The 20126-nt window shown below is 42.4% G+C and carries 19 protein-coding genes; 14 read left to right on the top strand and 5 right to left on the bottom strand.

Features of this window, described 5'->3' with window-relative positions:
• Positions 1-132 precede the first annotated feature (132 nt).
• Complete coding sequence (gene nrdD, locus ACHUFI_RS14435) at positions 133-2253, top strand: anaerobic ribonucleoside-triphosphate reductase (protein WP_394250291.1); 2121 nt, start codon at positions 133-135, stop codon at positions 2251-2253.
• A gap of 16 nt (positions 2254-2269) precedes the next feature.
• Positions 2270-2740 (top strand): anaerobic ribonucleoside-triphosphate reductase-activating protein, encoded by a 471-nt coding sequence (nrdG, locus tag ACHUFI_RS14440; RefSeq protein ID WP_394250293.1) that lies wholly within the window; start codon positions 2270-2272, stop codon positions 2738-2740.
• A 107-nt stretch (positions 2741-2847) separates the two neighbouring features.
• Here the strand turns inward: nrdG and ACHUFI_RS14445 are convergent, their stop codons facing one another.
• A complete protein-coding gene (locus ACHUFI_RS14445) occupies positions 2848-4239 on the bottom strand; it encodes an MATE family efflux transporter (RefSeq protein WP_394250295.1) in 1392 nt (463 codons plus the stop codon).
• A gap of 95 nt (positions 4240-4334) precedes the next feature.
• Here ACHUFI_RS14445 and ACHUFI_RS14450 point away from each other — a divergent pair, with 95 nt between their 5' ends.
• The 3 genes from ACHUFI_RS14450 (at position 4335) to ACHUFI_RS14460 (ending at position 7195) form a co-directional block, all read left to right on the top strand.
• Positions 4335-5174 (top strand): AraC family transcriptional regulator, encoded by an 840-nt coding sequence (locus tag ACHUFI_RS14450; RefSeq protein ID WP_394250508.1) that lies wholly within the window; start codon positions 4335-4337, stop codon positions 5172-5174.
• 168 nt (positions 5175-5342) lie between these two features.
• Positions 5343-6527, top strand: coding sequence for an amino acid aminotransferase (locus ACHUFI_RS14455; RefSeq protein ID WP_394250297.1), 1185 nt, complete (start codon positions 5343-5345; stop codon positions 6525-6527).
• A gap of 11 nt (positions 6528-6538) precedes the next feature.
• A complete protein-coding gene (locus ACHUFI_RS14460; protein ID WP_394250299.1) occupies positions 6539-7195 on the top strand; it encodes an ATP-dependent zinc protease family protein in 657 nt (218 codons plus the stop codon).
• Between the two features lie 154 nt (positions 7196-7349).
• Here the strand turns inward: ACHUFI_RS14460 and ACHUFI_RS14465 are convergent, their stop codons facing one another.
• Together ACHUFI_RS14465 and ACHUFI_RS14470 are read right to left on the bottom strand one after the other, a co-directional pair.
• Positions 7350-7886, bottom strand: a complete 537-nt coding sequence (locus tag ACHUFI_RS14465; protein ID WP_394250301.1) for a hypothetical protein — start codon at positions 7884-7886, stop codon at positions 7350-7352.
• A gap of 105 nt (positions 7887-7991) precedes the next feature.
• Positions 7992-8369: a YgiW/YdeI family stress tolerance OB fold protein gene (locus ACHUFI_RS14470; protein ID WP_394250303.1), complete on the bottom strand. Its 378-nt coding sequence runs from the start codon at positions 8367-8369 to the stop codon at positions 7992-7994.
• Between the two features lie 162 nt (positions 8370-8531).
• Between ACHUFI_RS14470 and ACHUFI_RS14475 the strand changes: the two genes are divergently transcribed.
• The 3 genes from ACHUFI_RS14475 to modC all read left to right on the top strand — a co-directional run bounded on the left by ACHUFI_RS14475 (position 8532) and on the right by modC (position 11892).
• The gene (locus tag ACHUFI_RS14475) at positions 8532-9995 is read left to right on the top strand and encodes a cobyric acid synthase (protein ID WP_394250305.1); all 1464 of its coding nucleotides are present in this window, start codon (positions 8532-8534) and stop codon (positions 9993-9995) included.
• A 95-nt stretch (positions 9996-10090) separates the two neighbouring features.
• Positions 10091-10789 (top strand): molybdate ABC transporter permease subunit, encoded by a 699-nt coding sequence (gene modB / locus ACHUFI_RS14480; protein ID WP_394250510.1) that lies wholly within the window; start codon positions 10091-10093, stop codon positions 10787-10789.
• Positions 10786-11892: a molybdenum ABC transporter ATP-binding protein ModC gene (gene modC / locus ACHUFI_RS14485; RefSeq protein WP_394250307.1), complete on the top strand. Its 1107-nt coding sequence runs from the start codon at positions 10786-10788 to the stop codon at positions 11890-11892. The genes modB and modC overlap by 4 nt, the downstream gene beginning before the upstream one ends.
• A 50-nt stretch (positions 11893-11942) precedes the next feature.
• Here modC and ACHUFI_RS14490 read toward each other — a convergent pair whose 3' ends face one another.
• Positions 11943-12380 (bottom strand): DUF3069 domain-containing protein, encoded by a 438-nt coding sequence (locus tag ACHUFI_RS14490; RefSeq protein ID WP_394250309.1) that lies wholly within the window; start codon positions 12378-12380, stop codon positions 11943-11945.
• A gap of 155 nt (positions 12381-12535) precedes the next feature.
• Here ACHUFI_RS14490 and ACHUFI_RS14495 point away from each other — a divergent pair, with 155 nt between their 5' ends.
• A complete protein-coding gene (locus tag ACHUFI_RS14495) occupies positions 12536-13465 on the top strand; it encodes a GGDEF domain-containing response regulator (RefSeq protein ID WP_394250311.1) in 930 nt (309 codons plus the stop codon).
• 24 nt (positions 13466-13489) lie between these two features.
• Complete coding sequence (locus ACHUFI_RS14500; RefSeq protein ID WP_394250313.1) at positions 13490-14488, top strand: Solitary outer membrane autotransporter beta-barrel domain; 999 nt, start codon at positions 13490-13492, stop codon at positions 14486-14488.
• On the opposite strand, the gene ACHUFI_RS14505 is transcribed toward ACHUFI_RS14500, so the two are convergent.
• Positions 14479-15723, bottom strand: coding sequence for a GGDEF domain-containing protein (locus tag ACHUFI_RS14505; protein WP_394250315.1), 1245 nt, complete (start codon positions 15721-15723; stop codon positions 14479-14481). The genes ACHUFI_RS14500 and ACHUFI_RS14505 overlap by 10 nt on opposite strands.
• Before the next feature lie 229 nt (positions 15724-15952).
• Here ACHUFI_RS14505 and ACHUFI_RS14510 point away from each other — a divergent pair, with 229 nt between their 5' ends.
• From ACHUFI_RS14510 to pntB, 4 genes are all read left to right on the top strand, one after another.
• The gene (locus ACHUFI_RS14510) at positions 15953-16321 is read left to right on the top strand and encodes a late competence development ComFB family protein (RefSeq protein ID WP_394250317.1); all 369 of its coding nucleotides are present in this window, start codon (positions 15953-15955) and stop codon (positions 16319-16321) included.
• 21 nt (positions 16322-16342) lie between these two features.
• Positions 16343-16627, top strand: coding sequence for an HlyU family transcriptional regulator (locus tag ACHUFI_RS14515; RefSeq protein WP_394250319.1), 285 nt, complete (start codon positions 16343-16345; stop codon positions 16625-16627).
• A 426-nt stretch (positions 16628-17053) separates the two neighbouring features.
• Entirely contained in the window at positions 17054-18607 is a 1554-nt protein-coding gene (locus ACHUFI_RS14520) for a Re/Si-specific NAD(P)(+) transhydrogenase subunit alpha (RefSeq protein ID WP_394250321.1), read from the top strand.
• Between the two features lie 12 nt (positions 18608-18619).
• Positions 18620-20017: a Re/Si-specific NAD(P)(+) transhydrogenase subunit beta gene (gene pntB, locus ACHUFI_RS14525; protein ID WP_394250323.1), complete on the top strand. Its 1398-nt coding sequence runs from the start codon at positions 18620-18622 to the stop codon at positions 20015-20017.
• Positions 20018-20126 lie beyond the last annotated feature (109 nt).

The raw sequence follows: 20126 nt of genomic DNA on the forward strand, positions 1-20126 counted from the left end.
TCCAGATCAATACAAGATTAGGGTGCTTCTCGTTAAATACGCCACAACATCTTGTGTTATTCGAACAATAAATCGCTCTATATAGTGTGTTTGTGGATAAGTCTGTGAATACGTGTAGGGTAAGGAGAAGTGGTGAAATCAATCGTAATCAAACGTGATGGCTCAAGAGCTCCGTTTAGCAGGGATCGCATTCAAGCAGCAGTTGAAGCAGCATCGGAACAAGCAGATAAAGAAATTGCAATATATGCATTAAATGTTGCATTAGCTGTTGAGCTAAAGCTTGAAGACTACGATGAAGTCCACATCTCTGAAATCCAAACCATGGTCGAAAATGAGTTAATGCAGGGGCCTTATAAGTCGCTTGCTCGCTCGTACATTGAATATCGTCATGACAGAGATATCGCGCGCGAAAAGCAAAGCGCCTTAACCCGTGAAATTGAAGGCTTAATTGAAGAAAGCAACGTTGACTTGATCAACGAAAATGCCAATAAGGACGGTAAGGTAATCCCTACACAGCGTGACTTGCTCGCAGGTATTGTCGCTAAGCACTATGCTAAAACACACATTTTACCTCGTGATATTGTTAAAGCGCATGAAGATGGTGACATCCACTATCATGACTTAGACTACGCACCATTTTTCCCAATGTTTAACTGTATGCTGATTGACCTAAAAGGCATGCTTACGCATGGTTTCAAAATGGGTAATGCTGAAATTGATACGCCTAAATCGATTTCAACTGCTACTGCGGTTACCGCTCAAATCATTGCTCAGGTCGCAAGTCATATCTACGGCGGCACCACGATTAACCGCATTGATGAAGTGCTAGAGCCATATGTCAAGGCAAGTTACGAAAAGCACCTTCAATTAGCGAAAGATTGGGATATTCACAGCCCAGAAGCGTTTGCTATCGCTCGTACAGAGAAAGAGTGTTATGACGCTTTCCAATCTCTTGAATATGAAGTAAACACACTTCACACAGCTAATGGGCAAACGCCATTCGTTACATTTGGGTTTGGATTGGGTACAAGTTGGGGTTCGAAGTTGATTCAGCAATCGATCCTTAAAAATCGTATTGCTGGTTTGGGTAAAAACCGCAAAACAGCGGTGTTCCCGAAGTTGGTATTCGCGATCAAAGATGGCTTAAACCACAAGCAAGAAGATCCAAATTATGACATCAAACAACTGGCGTTAGAGTGTGCTTCTAAGCGTATGTATCCTGACATTCTTAACTATGACAAAGTGGTTGAAGTGACGGGATCATTTAAAACGCCAATGGGTTGCCGTAGTTTCTTAGGAACCTATGAAGAAAACGGTGAATTGGTCCATGAAGGTCGTAATAACCTAGGCGTAGTAAGTTTGAACCTACCTCGCATCGCTATCAAAGCGAATGGGGACATGGCTGAGTTTTATGAGCTACTTGATGAGAAGCTGAAACTGGCGCGCCGTGCACTCGAAACTCGAATTTCTCGCTTGGAAAATGTGAAAGCACGTGTTGCACCTATTTTATATATGGAAGGGGCGTGTGGCGTTCGATTGAAAGCGGACGACTCAATAGCAGACATTTTCAAGAATGGTCGAGCTTCTATCTCTTTAGGTTACATTGGTATTCATGAAGCGATGACGGCACTGTTTGGCACAGAAGATCATCTTTACGATGATGCTGACATGCGTGCGAAGGCTTTAGAAGTGGTAGAGCACATGAAGCAAACGGTTCAAGAATGGACTGAAGAGACTGGCTATGCATTTAGCTTGTATGGCACACCGAGTGAAAACTTATGTAGTCGTTTTTGTCGAATTGATACCAAAGAGTTTGGTGTAATTGAAGGGGTTACAGACCGAGGCTACTACACCAACAGCTTCCACTTAGACGTACAGAAAAAAGTTAACCCATACGACAAAATTGACTTTGAGTTACCTTACCCTCCAATTTCTAGTGGTGGCTTTATCTGCTATGGAGAGTTCCCTAACATGCAGAATAACATCGAAGCTTTAGAGAATGTTTGGGATTACAGCTACACGAGGGTGCCATATTATGGTACCAACACACCTATCGATGAGTGTTACGAATGTGGTTACAACGGTGAGTTTGATTGTACAAGTAAGGGCTTTACTTGTCCGAAATGCGGCAATCATGACTCAACTAAAGTATCGGTGACAAGACGTGTGTGTGGCTATTTAGGTAGCCCAGATGCAAGGCCGTTTAACTTCGGTAAGCAAGAAGAAGTTAAGCGTCGCGTTAAGCATTTATAACTAGTATTGAAACACTATGAATTACCATCAGTATCATCCAATTGACGTGGTTAACGGGCCAGGAACGCGCTGTACACTTTTTGTTTCTGGTTGCGTCCATCAATGTCGAGGCTGCTATAACCAATCCACTCAAAAATTGGATTCTGGTCATCTATTTACCAAGGAGCTGCAAGATCACATCATTGCAGATCTTAACGACACGCGAATAAAGCGAAGAGGCTTGTCACTATCGGGGGGAGACCCATTGCATCCAGCGAATGTTAGTGAAATCCTCAAGTTAGTTAAGCGAGTGAAAGAAGAGTGTCCAGGAAAAGACATTTGGATTTGGACCGGATACACCTTGGAAGAGTTGACGCCAGAACAAAGTGAAGTAATAGCGCTGGTGGATACGCTGATTGATGGTAAGTTTGTGCAAGAGCAAGCCGATCCAAGTCTAGAGTGGCGTGGCAGTTCGAATCAGATCATTTATAGGTTTACCGATATCTAATTGAACCTAACAAGTAACGTATCGAAAAAAAGGGCTTTGATCATCGCGAATAGCGAATGACAAAGCCCTTTTGGTGTGAGTTCTTTATGTAATCGGAATGGACGAACTTAACTGGATGTGGCTAGTGCGTTTGGTTCTTCAATTAAGTTGTTGATCCATTTCTTCGATTGAATTCTATGACTCGTTAGAATGATCTTTACGAACTCTTCTACGAGAATAATCAATAATACCCATTCCAATGGCCACGCTAGTACGATCGCTGTGAAGTAGGCTAGTGGGATGCCAATAAGCCATTGCCCTGATAAGTCGATAAAAATGCTGTAGTTAATATCGCCGCCACTTTTTAACACTCCACCGATACCGACCATATTGAAGACTCGCAGGATCATTCCTAATGCCATGACTAAACAAACATTTATGGCAGTGTCTTTAAATTCTAAATGAGTAAGTTCAATAAGCTGTTCTATCAATGGTTTGGCCATAAAACACAGTAAAGCGAGTAGTGCTGCAAGTCCGCAACTGACTAGAACATAGCCCCATGCTGTTTGTTCGACTCGTTGATAGTTTTTCGCACCAATCTCGTTACCTAAGATAATTGAAGCTGCCACAGCAAAGCCTAAAAAGGCAGAGATCAAAATACTTTCAACAGGTGACAACAAAGAGATGATTGCCAGTTGCCCAACACCCATTTGGCCGACAATGATGTTGTAAATCACGAGTCCACCAGCCCAAGCGGTATCATGGATCATCATGGGAAGTGCAACGGAAAAGTACCTCTTTCTGTATTTAGGCGTTAATCCTTCTAACCAGTTTTCTGCTTTAGGCAACAGATGAGCGTAACGCTTGATAGCCAGAGCGAAGAGCAAAATTGTATGGAATACTCGTGATAGCAATGTGCCAACTGCTGCCCCTGCTACTCCCATTTCCGGGAAGCCAAACAAACCAAAGATAAGTAATGCATTGAGTGCTGCGTTAAAGAAGATTGCGATGATACTAACGACTGTTGGGAGTCTAGCTTCGCCGACAGAACGTAATGCGCACTCAAGAGGCACAACAAGTGCGGTACCAAGAAGGCTGGCTCCTGTAATCCATAGGTAATCCGTTGCCAGTTGGATATATTCAGGATCTGAGGCCACTACAGAGACAACTGAAGCAGGAGCCAAAAGATAGAGCAATATAAAGGGTAAGATCGCGACAATTGATAGTGCCCAAGATTGCGCTAATGTTCGTTTAATCCCATTGAAGTCGTTGGCACCAAAGTATTGTGAAGCTAGCACACTTACCGCACCGCTGATTCCTACGATCATTATGAGATTGAAAAAGAAAATGCGGTTACCTACACCCACGGCGGCCGTGGCAGAGTCTCCAAGCTGATTGACCATAAAAATATCAATGACACCCAGTAACGAGAACAGCATTGACTGAAGAGAAACCGGTAAGCCAATAGAAATGAGCTTTCGCCAGAATGAAGTGTCTAAATGTTGGAATGTCGAAAGCATCGCAAAACTCCTAGTGATGATGTGCAATGAGTGTAATCCCAATCGGGAGAATTGTATTATTCAAACTCATCACAAACTTTTGCCAAACTATCAATATGAATGAAAAGCAAGAACGCTATGATATTTCAGACAAAACTCACCAAGAGTTTATCGACCAAACACATGTACTGGCGTTTGAAGAACTAGGGCTTGTTCAATGCGGTATTGCTACATGCCGCGAGTTCTTTTCTGTGCATAGAAAGAATCAACAAAAACACTTGCTGCTATATACCGTTCGGGGTAAGGGTTGGCTTGAAAGTGATATTTGTAAATATACGCTCGAGCCCGGTTCCCTAATTGTTGTGCCGGCTGGCATTGAAAATGGATTTGGTATTGAAGAAGAAACTTGGCAGATTGCTTGGGTGTTTCTTTCTCCTAGCGAAAAGTGGCAAGGGGTTGTGGGTGAAGATATTCAATATACATTAACGCCAGCTGCCGATGTGATGTATTCATGCATCCATACACTATTAAGAAGTATTTCTTTACCTATCGATTTAGGAGGGGAAATCGCCATTCACAGTGTTGCCCAAATAGAGGCAATGATTAATGCCCCAGCTCCGCAGGAGCAATCTCGCAACTTGGTCAGACTCCGCCGAGTGTTCGATAGTGTTCAAAAACAGCTTCACAAAGAGTGGAATGTCCAAGAGCTCGCCGCAATTTTCCCATGTTCAGAACCACATTTTCATCGGCTCTGTCAGCAGTATTTTTCTCATAGCCCAATGCACCACCTTATGAGAATGAGAATGGAGTATGCCGCTAGGTTGCTCCGATCGAGTGATTGGTCGATTCAACATATTGGTGAAATTGTTGGTTACCCAAATGCGGCAAACTTTAGTACTCGATTTAAAGCATGGTGCGGAATGACGCCACGTCAATTTAAACAAAATGGACAGTAACGATTAGGGCTCAACCAAAGCTGGTACTTTGAGAGGTTATTGAGCTGATTTTTCTATTTTGTCTACGAGGTAAGGTTACGTAACGCTTGTCATAAAAAATGTTTCGGATTTTGCTGTGATAATGTTAACGTGAACACATTACTTGAATTTCAAAGGGTTGTGACTTTCATGTTTTCACATCTACCAAAACCAACATTAGATCCTATTCTCTCTCTTTCCGTTGCATACCGAGGTGATAATCGCGCTGATAAAGTCGATTTAGGTATTGGCGTATATCGTAATAACCAAGGTGAAACACCAATCATGAAAGCCGTTTCTATGGCTCAAGACATCGTGGTTGAAACTCAAAAAACCAAAGCTTATGTCGGTTTAGCAGGGTGTGAAGAATTTAACCAAAGCATGGTTGATTTACTTCTAACTGGCACTTCTGCTATTGGTCGTGTTGCAGCGATTCAAACACCTGGGGCAAGTGGGGCGCTACGTATGCTAGGCGATCTGATGAAGGTAGCTCAGCCGGATACAACTGTTTGGATCTCAAACCCAAGCTATGTAAACCATAAGCCAGTGATGGAAGCAGCAGGTCTGAAGGTTAAGTACTACTCTTACTTTAGCCCTGAAACAAAGCAAGTAGATATCACAAAGATGATGGCTGATTTATCTACCGCTGGGCCAAGTGATGTAGTGCTGCTTCACGGTTGCTGCCATAACCCAACAGGGGCGGACATCAACTTTGAAGCGTGGCAGGAAATCACTAAGCTATCTCAGAAAAATGGCTTTATTCCTTTCGTTGACATCGCTTATCAAGGCTTTGGTGATGGTTTGGAAGAAGACGCAAAAGGCCTGAAATACATGGCTGACAACGTTGAAGAGATGCTTATTACAACGTCGTGTTCAAAGAACTTTGGTTTGTACCGTGAGCGTACAGGAGCGGCGATTGTTATTGGTAAGAACAGTGAAAGTGTGGGCAATGCCAAAGGTAAACTGCTAACACTAGCTCGTTCTACTTATACTATGCCACCTGATCATGGTGCTGCGTTAGTTAAAACGATCCTTCAGGATCAAGAGCTCACTAAAGTCTGGAAACAAGAATTAAGTGAAATGCAGCAGCGATTACTTAACCTAAGACACACGCTGTGTAGTGAGTTGAGAAACACACATAACACAGAGCATTTTGACTTTATTGAAAGTCATAAAGGCATGTTTACTGTACTTGGATTCAGTGAATCTCAAATGACCAAGCTTCGTGAAGAGTATGGTATTTACGGGGTTGGCGATGGGCGCATTAATATCGCGGGACTTTCAGAATCTCATATCCCATATGTTGCTAATGCTATTGCAAAAGTTTCTAATTAAGTGGTGGATGTATGAATAAAAGAAAGGCACTGATTGCGCTGATGATGAGTGGTGGATTGATGGCATGTTCAACCACTGCGCCAGTCGATACTGGTAAAGATCAAAATACTCCGTCAGAAGGCGCTACAGAAGTCGTTGTTGAAACACCAATTGACAAGCCAGATGAAAAACCAGCGGAACCTGAAGTTGAGAAACCGGTTAAGCCTGAACCTCCTGTTATAGAGGCTCCGAAAAAAACGGCTGACGGCAAATTAATTCTAGGTGAAGAAGAATGGGTATTCATTCCTGGCTTAAAAGAGACATTTAAGGCGCGTGTGGATACTGGCGCGACAACGTCTTCAATTAGTGCCGTTGATATCGTTCCATTTGAACGTGACGGCAAAGATTGGGTGAAATTTAAGATTGAGCACGATGGTATAAATAGCAAAGAATTAAGCTTGCCGGTAGAACGTTGGGTAAACATCAAACAATCAAGTGCTGATGGCAGCCAGAAACGAGCGGTTGTTCAAGCCTGGATCCAATTGGGTGATCTTAAAGAAAAAACCGAGTTTACGCTTGCAGATCGTACCCATCTGTCCTTCCCATTATTACTAGGTCGTAGTTTCTTCCGTGATATCGCCGTTGTTGATGTTGGCCAAAAGTATGTTCAAGACAAAATCACTAAATAGTCTTATGCGGATGTAAAAAAAGACCTCCTTAATGGAGGTCTTTTTGTTCATTGGATTGTTAGGTTTTTAGCTCTTTTAGTAGTTAAACAATTGAACTTACTCATCTAACTGTTTGGCAATTACGTTTCAATTTAATGTTTTTTATGCAGTTGCCTTAAAAACCGAAGCGCGCGGACATTATGATCTGTTGGCCGTAGACGCCATTATTACGAAGGTCTACGCCTAGAGACAATTGTTCTGTTGAGTGGAATCGGCCACCAATACCAAAGATTGAACTTGTACCGTCATTGTCCATTAGCTGTCCACCTCGGATGTTGACTTCTACTCCATCCATTAACCATGCACGAGCACCTATGTTAATCTCAGTTTTGAACTCATCACCAAGTTTACTGCTAGATTCGTACTTGATGTTATGCAGTAGCATTTGGCCATAGATATCTGCAAATTGACCCGCTGGACCGTTAAAACCGATGCCACCTGCTAAGTCCCAGTCTCCACTGAATCCGCTATCAAAACGTCCGACAAAATGGGTGTTTTCAGTAAAGTAAGTGGTGAACTCGCCACCAAAGGTACTAGGGCTCGATCCCATGCGGATCTCTAGGGCGTTGTAGTTGAAGTTATTCGCTTGCGCAGAGAAAGAAAATAAAGCGGCTAAACCGAGTAATAACTTATTGTTTGCAGTACCAAACATGGGAGCTCCAGAAAAACATGTAATATTGCGAGTATATACAATAAAGCCTGCAATATGCAGGCCATTTTCTGAATTTGTTATCTAATTTGTTGTTACATATAAAATTTATAACAATTGAATATGGTCAACTTCGATTTCTGGTGTTTTTCCACCTTCGTATTCACCAAAAATGCGAATGGAAGTATCAGCGGTCAGGGGCTGGTCCAGCTTGATATCATCGTCTAGCTCAATCTGAATCTCGCTTTGTCCATCAGAAAAAATGAACTTATCTTTATTTACTTGCTTAACAATTTTCCCATCCACGACAGCATTTTTTTCAGCAAACATACTGCTGTCTTCCAGTAACGATGCCACTGAAACCGATTCTACAGGGCCGGTGTATTGAATGTATGAATTTTTGTCCTTGTGATCATCATTACCTGCTAATGCGATGGTAGGTGCAAGAATCATAGTAGCTGCAAGCGCGATAATAGACTTTTTCATGAGTTTTTCCTTTGTTGGTATTCTTAATCGACAAGGCTATTAAACAACGATTCGATTGAATGGAGCGTGAGTAACACATTCATTTTCCATTCATTTATAGAAGCATCTCTTTCTTAATGTCGTTACTATAGGTGCTACGTGATTTAGGGAAGATATTAGATAATGAAAACTCCACTTCAAGCTTTGATGGTTCAAGGCACGACTTCTGATGCAGGCAAAAGTGTATTGGTGGCAGGGTTGTGCCGCGTGCTGGCTAGAAAAGGTATAGAAGTTGCCCCCTTCAAGCCACAAAACATGGCACTTAATAGTGCGGTCACTTCTGATGGCGGTGAAATTGGGCGTGCGCAGGCTGTTCAGGCCCAAGCTTGTAATTTAGCTCCCTCCATCCATATGAACCCTGTGCTTTTGAAACCCAATTCCGATACCGGTGCCCAAGTTATCTTACAGGGAAAAGTGGTCACTAATATGGATGCTACCGGATACCATGATTATAAAAAGATAGCGATGGATACGGTTCTTGATTCCTTCGCTAAGCTCACCGAGCGCTATCAGAGCATTATGATTGAAGGGGCGGGAAGCCCGGCGGAGATTAATTTACGTGAAAATGATATCGCAAACATGGGATTCGCTGAAGAAGCGGATGTGCCTGTTATCATTGTTGCTGATATTGATCGTGGCGGAGTATTCGCGCATTTATATGGCACGCTCGCGTTGTTATCTGAGTCGGAGCAAGCACGAGTCAAAGGTTTTGTGATTAATCGTTTTCGCGGTGATATCTCGCTTTTGCAATCTGGCTTAGAATGGTTAGAAGATAAAACTGGGAAGCCGGTTATTGGAGTCTTACCTTATTTGCATGGGTTTAATCTAGAGGCGGAGGATGCAATCACCGCAGAGCAGGTATCAGGGGAGGAAACGAAACTGAACGTTGTCGTCCCAGTGTTTACCCGTATTAGCAATCACACTGATTTCGATGTCCTTAGGTTAAATCCAGACATCAATTTGCGCTATGCAGGTAAGGGCGAAACTTTAAGCAATGCAGACCTAATTATTCTTCCTGGAAGTAAGTCAGTGCGGGCTGATTTAGAGTATTTGCGCTCTCAAGGTTGGGACAAAGATATTCAACGCCATTTACGGTTTGGTGGAAAGGTAATGGGTATTTGTGGCGGCTATCAAATGTTGGGTAAGTTAATAGAAGATCCAGACGGCGTTGAAGGTGAGAAGGGTAATAGTATTGGCTTAGGTTTGTTGGACACGACAACGCTGTTGGCTCGTGATAAAACACTAACCAACACAACGGGTGAATTGACACTCAATGGTAAGACGATTGCCGTAAAAGGCTATGAAATTCATGTCGGGCAAACTGTCGTTAATGATCAATCTCCGATTGTGCTATCTGATGGGATAAAGGATGGAGCGCTAAGTGATTGTAATCAAATCCTTGGTACTTACCTACATGGTATATTTGATAATTCTGATAGTATGAGTCTGATATGTGAGTGGGCCGGAGCAAGTGACGTGGCTGAGGTAAATCACGAACAGTTAAAAGAAGAGGGCATTGACCGAATTGCTGATGCCATCGAGAAGTACCTAGATCTAGGTTTATTGTGGCCTGAACTTATCAAATAAATCACTCTCAGCGCAATTAGGCTCGATTAGGCTGAATCCCTAATCGAGCTACCACATGACTTTGAAATTTTGAACGCTTGGATTAATGAATGTCGATGTTTTACCTGTCTGACTACGAAGCTCAAGCTTTGCTATTGAGCTTGAAAGTAGCAGGCTATGCCATGATATGGCTTATTCCTTTAGGGGTTGCACTTGCTTGGTTACTAGCTAAAAAGCAGTTCTATGGGAAAAGTTTGCTAGAAAGCGTTGTACATCTACCGTTAGTACTGCCTCCTGTCGTTATTGGTTATCTGTTGCTTGTTGTGATGGGAAGACAGGGTGTGATTGGAAGTTGGTTAGCTGACACGTTTAACATTGTATTTAGTTTCAGTTGGCAAGGCGCTGTTCTTGCGTGTGTGGTAGTGGCGCTACCGCTGATGGTTCGTTCAATTAAATTGAGCCTTGAAAGCGTCGATAGCAAACTTGAGCAAGCTGCCGCTACATTGGGTGCATCACCATTTAAAGTTTTCCTAACGATTACCTTACCGCTAATGATTCCGGGAATTATTACAGGATCAATGCTTTCTTTTGCTCGAAGCTTAGGGGAGTTTGGGGCAACGATCAGCTTTGTTTCAAATATTCCAGGTGAGACTCAAACAATACCATTGGCCATGTATACCTTTATCGAGACTCCGGGCTCAGAACTGGAAGCTGCGCGTTTGTGTGTTATTTCTATCGTAATCGCACTCGCGTCGCTTGTGTTCTCTGAGTGGCTAGCAAAGAAATCGGCTAAACGCCTAGGGGCGAGCGCATGAGCCAAATACTCATTGATTACCAACAAACACTAGGTGATACCGATTTTGACATTAAGTTAACTCTCCCTAACAAGGGGATTACCTCCATTTTTGGGCGTTCTGGGGCAGGGAAAACTTCGCTGATTAATGTTATCGCAGGCTTGACCAAGCCTGCTATGGGTACGATAGAAATTAATGGCAAGGTACTGTTCGACTCTGAAAAACAGGTGAATCTACCGACACATAAACGTAATGTCGGGTATGTATTCCAAGAGTCTAGACTGTTTCCACATTTTAGTGTGATTGGAAACTTGAAGTATGGCATTAAAGAGTTTGATGCGGAGTATTTTAAGAAAATCACCGAACTGCTTGCTCTTACTAATTTGTTGCATCGATACCCTTCTGCGCTGTCGGGTGGGGAAAAGCAAAGAGTTGCTATAGGACGTGCGCTGTTGTCTAAACCGGCTATTTTGTTAATGGATGAGCCGTTAGCTTCGCTCGACCTTCCTAGAAAACGTGAGGTCATGCCATTTCTTGAAGAGCTCGCGGAAAATGTCAATATTCCAATCTTGTATGTTACCCATAGTATTAATGAGATCTTAAGGTTAGCCAACCATCTTGTGATTATTGATGGTGGCAAAGTAATTAATTCCGGAACTATCGAAGAAGTATGGTCTTCACAGGCGATGAGACCATGGCAATCATTCTCGGAACGCAGCTCTTTGTTCGAAGCTCATGTTGAACTCCACAACGAGCAATATGCGTTGTCTAAACTCAAACTTACGCAAGATGTGTCTTTATGGGTGCAAAAGATAGAAAGTGATATAGGTACTCCGGTTCGCCTTCAAGTTCGCGCCAATGATGTATCCATTACACTCAGTAAACCGGATCAGACCTCGATTAGGAACATTGTTCCAGCAAAGATTCGTCGAATTGAAACCCAATCTCACGGGAAAGATAAGCAAAGCGCAACGATTGAATTGGAGTTATCGGAAAATTGCATTCTAGCAGCCACCATTACGGTTTGGGCACTAGAAGAACTAAAATTGGAAGTTGGGCAAGCGGTTTTCGCGCAGGTTAAAGGGGTAAGTGTCACTCAAAGAGACATTGCCGTTAGTCACTAGAATAAAAAATGCCGCTAACTTAGCGGCATTATTTTTAAAGGTTTAGGCAATTACTTTGCGAAAACTTCTTTAAAGTCACGTTTAAGAATAGCATCACGACGAGCTTTCTTAATTTGCTTAACCATATCTTTAACACAGTTATGAAGAACTTGATCAAGCAATTGAGCACGGTACTCTTCTTTTTCTTCGTCTGTCATACCTTCTGGAAGCTTCAGAGTTGGGAACTCTTCCATCACATTAACACCGGCAAAACCTTGGCTTACAGTAATCAAAGCGTGAAATTGTTCAAAGTTATCCAGTACATTCTGTGCGCTTGCTGGCAAGCTGTCCCATGCTTCACGTACAGCTTCTTCAGACACTTCGTGGATTGATGTAACCATGTGATGCATTGCTTCAGGTACTTCATCAAACTCGATAACTTGGCGAAGCTCTGGTGAAATGGTGGTTAAATCGACTACTTGTTGTTCGTTGTTTGTCGCGTCTGACATAGTATTTCTCTGCAAAAAGAAACAATGCTAAAAAGATCTGGAAAAAAGTCAATAAAATAAGAGAAATAGGTCGAGAATAATTACTATAATTGATATATCTACTTGTTAGTTAGCGACTTTTATATGAGGCGAATATGACAGTGAAAGGATCATCAATGCGAATTCTACTGGTTGACGATGTTCAACTCGATAGAATGCAGCTTGCCATTCGCCTGAAGCAACTTGGGCACAATGTTGAGGCTGTAGCTAGTGGTAGAGAAGCGCTTGACGTTTATCCTTCATTTGACCCAGAACTGGTACTTCTCGACATTAGCATGCCGGATATGGATGGGTTTGAAGTTTCTAATGAAATTCGGAAGCTATTTCCTGAGTGGGTTCCAATCATTTTCTTAAGTAGTCATGAAGAGCCTGAAATGATCGCAAAGGCAATTGATGCTGGTGGCGATGACTACTTAATCAAGCCTGTAAATAAACTCGTACTTAATTCCAAACTCATTGCCATGCAGCGCATCGCATTCATGCGTAGGGAATTAAAACAAACCACAGCTCAGCTTGAGACACTTAACACTCTACTGCAACACCAAGCCAATGAGGATGGGCTAACCAAAGTCTATAACCGCCGTTATATGGATGAAAAATTAGAGGAAATGATCGGTTGGCATGGAAGAAGAAAAGCATCGCTTACTTTGATCTTACTCGATGTCGATTTTTTTAAACCCTATAACGATAACTATGGGCACATAGAAGGTGACAAGTGTCTGCAAAAGCTTGCGGAAGCTTTTAGAACGAGTTTTGGGCGAGCTGGTGAGTATGTGGGGCGCTACGGTGGTGAGGAGTTTGCCATCGTTTTAAGTGATACTGAAAGTGAACAAGCTTTAAAGCAGGCTAAGCGAATAAAAGATATTGTTGAACAAGTAGCCTGTAAGCATGACTATTCTCAAGTGGCAGATTTTGTGACGGTGTCACAAGGAGTGTATAGCTTTGTGCCCACGGGTAATGAAACCACTAACAGTGTCTATAAAGTGGTGGATTCGGCGCTATACCAAGCTAAACAAAATGGGCGTAATACGTTCGTATCTGTTTAAAATTACTCAATTGAGAGTCTATTCGTGGCACATTCATTTCAATTAGGGAATTCAGTGAAACTGGTTTACCTGTCTATTTGCTCTAGCTTTCTCTTTTCGCAATCCTCTTTTGCATCCTCGGTCTTTCAAAAAGATCTTGAACGCGCTTTTTCGACCTCGGTAATTCTAACCGATAGTGATGTGTTTACCGTCGGCTTTCATGACTTTGACCCTAATGAATGGTTCAACCTTGAGCAAGAAAACATAGGGACTAGCGAATCACTAAGCTTGCGTAAACAGATTGCAGTGTCGACTTTACCTTATACATTTGAACTTGATGAGGCTTCAGAGAAAAATCGCCAGCAGATAACTGTTAAGTTCTCTGCGTTGCAAGCGGATCAAGAAGTATCAATCGGTAATGTAACCGTTTCTGATAATCATAGAGAAGTGGTTGTAACGGGCTATATTGATATCAGTAATACCTCTCAGCTTGATGATAAGTGGAGTGTTAAGACGACTATCGGGAATCATCTATCGTATTATCACAGTCAGTTTAACTACTTGGGAGACATGTTAGACCCTTATCGCGATCAACTGGACGGCGTTTACGTCAATACTTATGCGTGGGCATACATTGTTGAACCAAGTATTGCACTTCGATTTGAACAGCCTCAAAGCTGGGGACGTTGGAAGCTATCGAGCAGTTGGCACTATTTTAATGGTGTTGGCTGGGGCGAAGCCAACCATGGGAATATCGGACGTCCTGAAGGCTGGTATTTGGCGAATGAAGCAAAGCTTTTCTACGATGTGACACGGTGGGGGAATTCGGTCTCTTCGATGTATACCAGTCTACGACGAGTTGATTTAGGTGGCGATACGTCTCAGCCTTTTGGAACGCAACATTATTATGAAACAAGCTTAGGATGGCTTATCACGCCATGGTTCAAAAGTAGCTGGATTGAAAACGTGGGTGTAGGTCTTACCATCAACTATGGTAGCTCGTTACGTGGGGGCAGTTTGGTAATGTTCTTTAATCAGGACTGATGAACGACTAATTGATTACGACCGGCATCTTTTGCGCCATATAATGCATTATCGGCATATTTGATGACTTCTTCTGGTGCACGGCTTGTACGGCTATCTGACAAGCCAATACTCACGGTAATGTTTACCGTTTCTGTGTTACTGCCAATCTTTCCACGTTTTTTAATGCCTGCTTCGTCACTGTCTGGGCGTGCACGGCTATTTCGGATCACCATGTCGTAATTTTCGATATCCTCAATTAGCGCTTCAAGATGCTTCGCTACTTGATGGGAATATTTACGCTTAAATAAGATCGTGAACTCTTCACCACCATAGCGATAAACTTTTGCGCCACCATTGGTCAACTTAAGGCGGCTTGCGACAAGCTTGAGTACGTCGTCACCCGTGTCGTGGCCATAGGTATCGTTAAAACGTTTGAAGTGATCGATATCGAGCATCGCAATAGAGTACTTTCGTCCCAGATGTTTGAGTTCGACTTCAAGGGCGTGACGGCCTGGAATATTAGTCAATTGATCATTGAATGCCATAGCGTGGCTTGCTGACATGACATAGACAATGATTAATATGCCCGAAAGTGAAAACATGGTGCTAGAAATATACTGTGTATCAAAGAATACAAAGGTCGTTGAAGCTAACAGAATAGAGCTATAAACCACGACATCAATTGGGCGGTTTTGTACTAGAACCAGTATTGATGTGACTCCAGTGAGAGCAACGCCATACAACACAAGCACAAACGGTATCTTGGACACTGCAGGGATGGTGAATAGGACGTCATCGCTCCAAGTTTTAAAGCCACCATCATTAAAGTGAGTAACCGTGAGGTGTGACCAAAATACGAATAACAGCAAGATTGAAGTGTAGAAAGCCACTCCCTTTGAATTGACTCCAGTGTCTGGGAATAGGTAGACAATCAAACAGGCTACGGGGAGTAAAGCTGCAAGTAGAGAGAGCTCTAGTAAGGTAGTTCCACTGCTGAGAGGTGTTTGCAGTCTAAGCTGGATAACAACGTATGCGAGGAGCATTGTCATCGAAACCATTGCCATGCGACCTTGCTTAAAGCTATGGCATAAAATCACTGCCACCAGAAGAAGGATGTAAGGCAAATTACTCGCTATTCCAATATTCGCATCAGTAACTAAGATGACATTGCTCATTCCACCTAAAATCATTCCCAAAAGCAAAAGTGGGAAAAAGAAGCGAAATAAGCTCGATGTTACAAAAGATGATGCCATTTAAATAAAGCGCCTAACTCAACTGATAATCTTATAATTTTTTGCAGAAAGCTTACGTAGCATACGGTCAAAATCAAAATTTCCAAGCTTTTTACTGCATTTCTAAATAAAAATATGGTTCAAGTTTGAAAAAGCATCAACTTTATCCATATAACTTTCCATTTGCTATTACACTTTAAGAGAGCTAAATAGTATATATGTGTTAGGTAGTTACAGACGAGAGGTCAAAATGCAAATCAGTGTCGATGTACATAATTATATGGAAACACTCGTAGGCCATGTATTGGCGACTGAAGAATATGTAGAAAAATACGATAATGAACAGCTTGCCGACTTAGCCTGTTTGGCACTTTGCCAGTTAAGACCCATCTATATTCGCTTCGATATCGACTTCCTATCAGCTTTACCTGAAGAAAAATTAGTGCTGTATAAGAAGAATAGTGAGATTGCGATCAAAAATGCAGAGTCAATGATCGTTGACGACAGGCGTAAAAACCGTTCTGATGACATACCTATTATATTTACGCACCCAAGTTTTGATGATGATGTTGAGTTAGAGTGGTTTGAGAAACCATTGTTGACTCAACGTAATTCATGAGTTCAATGTAAGGAGAGATAAGTGGGACTATTTTCAATGTTGTTCGGCGGTAAAGATAAAAAACAAGAGACAGTAGAAGCCGTTGAGCCAGTTGAGTATAAAGGTTTCCAAATTTTCCAAGAGGCTATGCCTGATTCAGGACAATTTAGAGTTGCCGGACGTATTACAAAAGAAATCGATGGAGAGGTTAAGAGCCATCGGTTCATTAGGTCTGACGTCGTATCTAATAAAGATGATGCAAATGAGTTAATGCTGAAAAAGTCTCAGATGTTTATCGACCAAATGGGTGACGATATCTTTATTTAAGATCTAACTCTTAAAACTTTTTAGTAATGGTAAAGCCGCGAGTGATGTTCCTCGCGGCTTTTTTGTTTTAAACGTTCACTAAATAAAATTGACCACAACAAGTGACATTGTCACTTATCTGGGCATCCTGAGAATACAATGGGAGAATAGCTGTTAACGTTCATTTAACATTCGAATTGGTCTAACCACCTTTAAAACGCTTGCTTCGTAACTCATTAACTAATAAGTAAATTTTGGTTATATGAAGTATCGATTTCATTTAATGAAAAATTGATCTGAACAGTACCACTTTAGTCTATCTTCGAGTAATGTCATTACATGCCTAAATTATATGTATAGGTACGGTCGATTGAACTCTGCTAGTTAATAGGTTTGACCGAACAACAACCAAGGTTATACAAAGATATAGTTCACAAGGAGTACGAAGTGCAAATTGGTGTACCAAGAGAAGTCCTCGCGGGTGAAACGCGAGTTGCTGCCTCTCCTAAATCTGTAGAGCAGTTATTGAAGTTAGGGTTTGAAGTTTGTGTTGAAACGCAAGCTGGCACGCTAGCGAGTTTTGATGATTCGGCTTATGAAGCTTCTGGCGCAAAAATTGTGTCAAAAGAAGAAGCATGGGATTCAGAATTAATTTTTAAAGTAAACGCACCATTAGTTGATGAAGCTAACGGGATCAATGAGATCGAACTGATAAAGGAGGGCGCAAGTCTTGTAAGTTTTATTTGGCCGGCTCAGAATCCAGAATTGATGGAGCAGCTCTCAAGTAACAAAATTAACGTAATGGCGATGGACTCTGTTCCTCGTATTTCGAGAGCACAAGCCTTAGATGCATTAAGCTCAATGGCTAACATTGCTGGCTATCGTGCAGTCGTAGAGGCGGCACACGAATTCGGTCGTTTCTTTACGGGCCAGATTACCGCTGCGGGTAAAGTCCCACCAGCTAAGGTACTTGTTGCGGGTGCGGGTGTTGCAGGGCTTGCTGCAATCGGCGCTGCAGGTAGCCTTGGTGCGATTGTTCGCTCATTTGATGTAAGACCTGAAGTAAAAGAACAGGTTGAATCGATGGGGGCAGAATTCTTAGAAGTCGATTTCCAAGAAGATACTGGTGCTGGCGATGGTTACGCCAAAGAGATGTCTGATGAGTTTAATAAGAAAGCTGAAGAGCTGTATGCGGCTCAAGCTAAAGACGTAGACATCATCATCACCACTGCACTGATACCAGGTCGACCTGCACCTAAGCTTATCACCAAAGAAATGGTCGATAGCATGAAAGCGGGTAGCGTTATTGTCGATCTAGCAGCGGCTAATGGTGGTAACTGTGAATACACAGTTGCGGATCAAGTCATTACGACGGCAAACGGTGTCAAAGTTGTGGGTTACACCGATATGGTAGGACGTTTACCAACTCAATCGTCTCAACTGTACGCTACTAACCTAGTAAATCTGGTTAAGTTGTTGTGTAAAGAGAAAGACGGCAATATCGATATTAACTTTGAAGATGTCGTTCTACGTGGTGTTACGGTAATCAAAGAGGGTGAAGTGACTTGGCCAGCTCCTCCAATTCAAGTATCTGCTCAGCCTCAAGCAAAAGTTGAAGCGCCTAAACAAGCAGAGCCTGTTCAAGAAAAGCCAACTTCTCCCGTTAAGAAACTTGTTGGGCTTGGTATTGGACTTGTTGCGTTTGGTTGGGTTGCATCTGTTGCCCCTGCGGCATTCTTGGCTCACTTTACGGTTTTCGTATTGGCTTGTGTGGTTGGCTATTACGTAGTCTGGAATGTAACCCATGCACTCCATACTCCTTTAATGTCGGTAACGAATGCTATTTCAGGGATCATCGTGGTCGGTGCATTGCTGCAAATAGGTCAAGGAAGTGGCGTTGTCACGTTCTTATCGTTTATCGCTATTCTGATTGCAAGCATCAACATATTTGGTGGCTTTACTGTTACCAAACGTATGCTTGAAATGTTCCGTAAAGACTAAAAGGAGTAACACATGTCTGCAGGATTAGTACAAGCAGCTTATATCGTTGCTGCTGTATTCTTTATTATGAGTTTAGCTGGATTGTCGAAGCAAGAATCTGCACGAGCAGGTAACTACTACGGCATCGCGGGTATGGCTATTGCTCTTTTTGCTACTATTTTCGGCCCAGATTCTCAAGGTGTGGTATGGATCATCATCGCTATGGTGATCGGTGGTGGTATTGGTATTCACTACGCTAAGAAAGTTGAAATGACAGAAATGCCAGAGCTTGTGGCAATTCTTCATAGTTTTGTTGGTATGGCAGCGGTATTGGTTGGCTATAACAGCTATATCGCTCCTCCGGCGCCGGTTTCTGTTAACCCAGCAGATATTCATGCAGAGCACGTTATCCACCTAGTAGAAGTATTTTTAGGTGTATTCATTGGTGCAGTGACCTTTACTGGTTCCATTGTTGCTTTTGGTAAGTTAAGAGGTGTGATTTCTTCGTCTGCCTTGAATATTCCTCATAAGCACAAATGGAATCTGGCGGCGATTGTAGTGTCAGCGTTCTTGATGAACCACTTTGTCTCTTCTGACGGGAGTATGTTCGCGTTAATTGTCATGACATTAATTGCGTTCGTCTTTGGTTATCACTTAGTTGCGTCGATTGGCGGTGCGGATATGCCAGTTGTTGTGTCTATGTTGAACTCCTATTCAGGTTGGGCAGCAGCGGCAGCAGGGTTCATGTTAGCCAATGATCTTCTGATTGTAACAGGTGCATTAGTCGGATCTTCAGGTGCGATCCTGTCTTACATTATGTGTAAAGCGATGAACCGCTCGTTTATCAGTGTAATTGCTGGTGGCTTTGGACAAGAAGTTTCATCATCTGGTGAAGTTGAAGAGCAAGGTGAACACCGCGAGATCAACGCAGAAGATGTTGCTGACATGCTTAAAAACTCAAAGTCTGTAATCATTACTCCTGGGTACGGTATGGCGGTTGCACAAGCACAATATCCAGTTCATGAGATCACTGAAAAGCTACGCGCGCAGGGCATTGAAGTTCGCTTTGGTATTCACCCAGTAGCGGGTCGTCTTCCTGGACATATGAACGTATTACTTGCAGAAGCCAAAGTGCCGTATGACATCGTTCTAGAGATGGATGAGATCAACGAAGACTTTGGTGAAACCGATACAGTTTTAGTTATCGGTGCAAATGATACGGTTAACCCGGCTGCCCTAGAAGATCCTAACAGCCCAATTGCAGGAATGCCTGTTTTAGAAGTGTGGAATGCTCAGAACGTGATTGTGTTTAAACGCTCAATGAACACTGGTTATGCGGGTGTACAAAACCCACTATTCTTCAAGGACAATACGCAAATGCTATTTGGTGATGCAAAAGCAAGTGTAGATGCGATCTCTAAAGCGCTCTGATCAAATAGATTTTGGCTAAGATTTATTAATAAAGCCCGCGAAAGCGGGCTTTTTATATGTTGGAAGGTGGTTAAATTTCTAACACTTAATCATAGGCGAGATAACAACA

It is taken from the genome of Vibrio profundi, from assembly GCF_043642225.1.
Lineage (GTDB): Bacteria > Pseudomonadota > Gammaproteobacteria > Enterobacterales > Vibrionaceae > Vibrio > Vibrio profundi_A.

Excerpts from the sequence above, each read along its gene's own strand:
- modB (WP_394250510.1), top strand. The coding sequence starts at position 10,091 with ATGTTTTACCTGTCTGACTACGAAGCTCAAGCTTTGCTATTGAGCTTG.
- nrdG (WP_394250293.1), top strand. The coding sequence starts at position 2,270 with ATGAATTACCATCAGTATCATCCAATTGACGTGGTTAACGGGCCAGGA.
- modC (WP_394250307.1), top strand. The coding sequence starts at position 10,786 with ATGAGCCAAATACTCATTGATTACCAACAAACACTAGGTGATACCGAT.
- ACHUFI_RS14450 (WP_394250508.1), top strand. The coding sequence starts at position 4,335 with ATGAATGAAAAGCAAGAACGCTATGATATTTCAGACAAAACTCACCAA.
- ACHUFI_RS14445 (WP_394250295.1), bottom strand. The coding sequence starts at position 4,239 with ATGCTTTCGACATTCCAACATTTAGACACTTCATTCTGGCGAAAGCTC.
- ACHUFI_RS14470 (WP_394250303.1), bottom strand. The coding sequence starts at position 8,369 with ATGAAAAAGTCTATTATCGCGCTTGCAGCTACTATGATTCTTGCACCT.
- ACHUFI_RS14465 (WP_394250301.1), bottom strand. The coding sequence starts at position 7,886 with ATGTTTGGTACTGCAAACAATAAGTTATTACTCGGTTTAGCCGCTTTA.
- ACHUFI_RS14475 (WP_394250305.1), top strand. The coding sequence starts at position 8,532 with ATGAAAACTCCACTTCAAGCTTTGATGGTTCAAGGCACGACTTCTGAT.
- ACHUFI_RS14455 (WP_394250297.1), top strand. The coding sequence starts at position 5,343 with ATGTTTTCACATCTACCAAAACCAACATTAGATCCTATTCTCTCTCTT.
- ACHUFI_RS14495 (WP_394250311.1), top strand. The coding sequence starts at position 12,536 with ATGCGAATTCTACTGGTTGACGATGTTCAACTCGATAGAATGCAGCTT.
- ACHUFI_RS14490 (WP_394250309.1), bottom strand. The coding sequence starts at position 12,380 with ATGTCAGACGCGACAAACAACGAACAACAAGTAGTCGATTTAACCACC.
- ACHUFI_RS14510 (WP_394250317.1), top strand. The coding sequence starts at position 15,953 with ATGCAAATCAGTGTCGATGTACATAATTATATGGAAACACTCGTAGGC.
- ACHUFI_RS14460 (WP_394250299.1), top strand. The coding sequence starts at position 6,539 with ATGAATAAAAGAAAGGCACTGATTGCGCTGATGATGAGTGGTGGATTG.
- ACHUFI_RS14505 (WP_394250315.1), bottom strand. The coding sequence starts at position 15,723 with ATGGCATCATCTTTTGTAACATCGAGCTTATTTCGCTTCTTTTTCCCA.
- pntB (WP_394250323.1), top strand. The coding sequence starts at position 18,620 with ATGTCTGCAGGATTAGTACAAGCAGCTTATATCGTTGCTGCTGTATTC.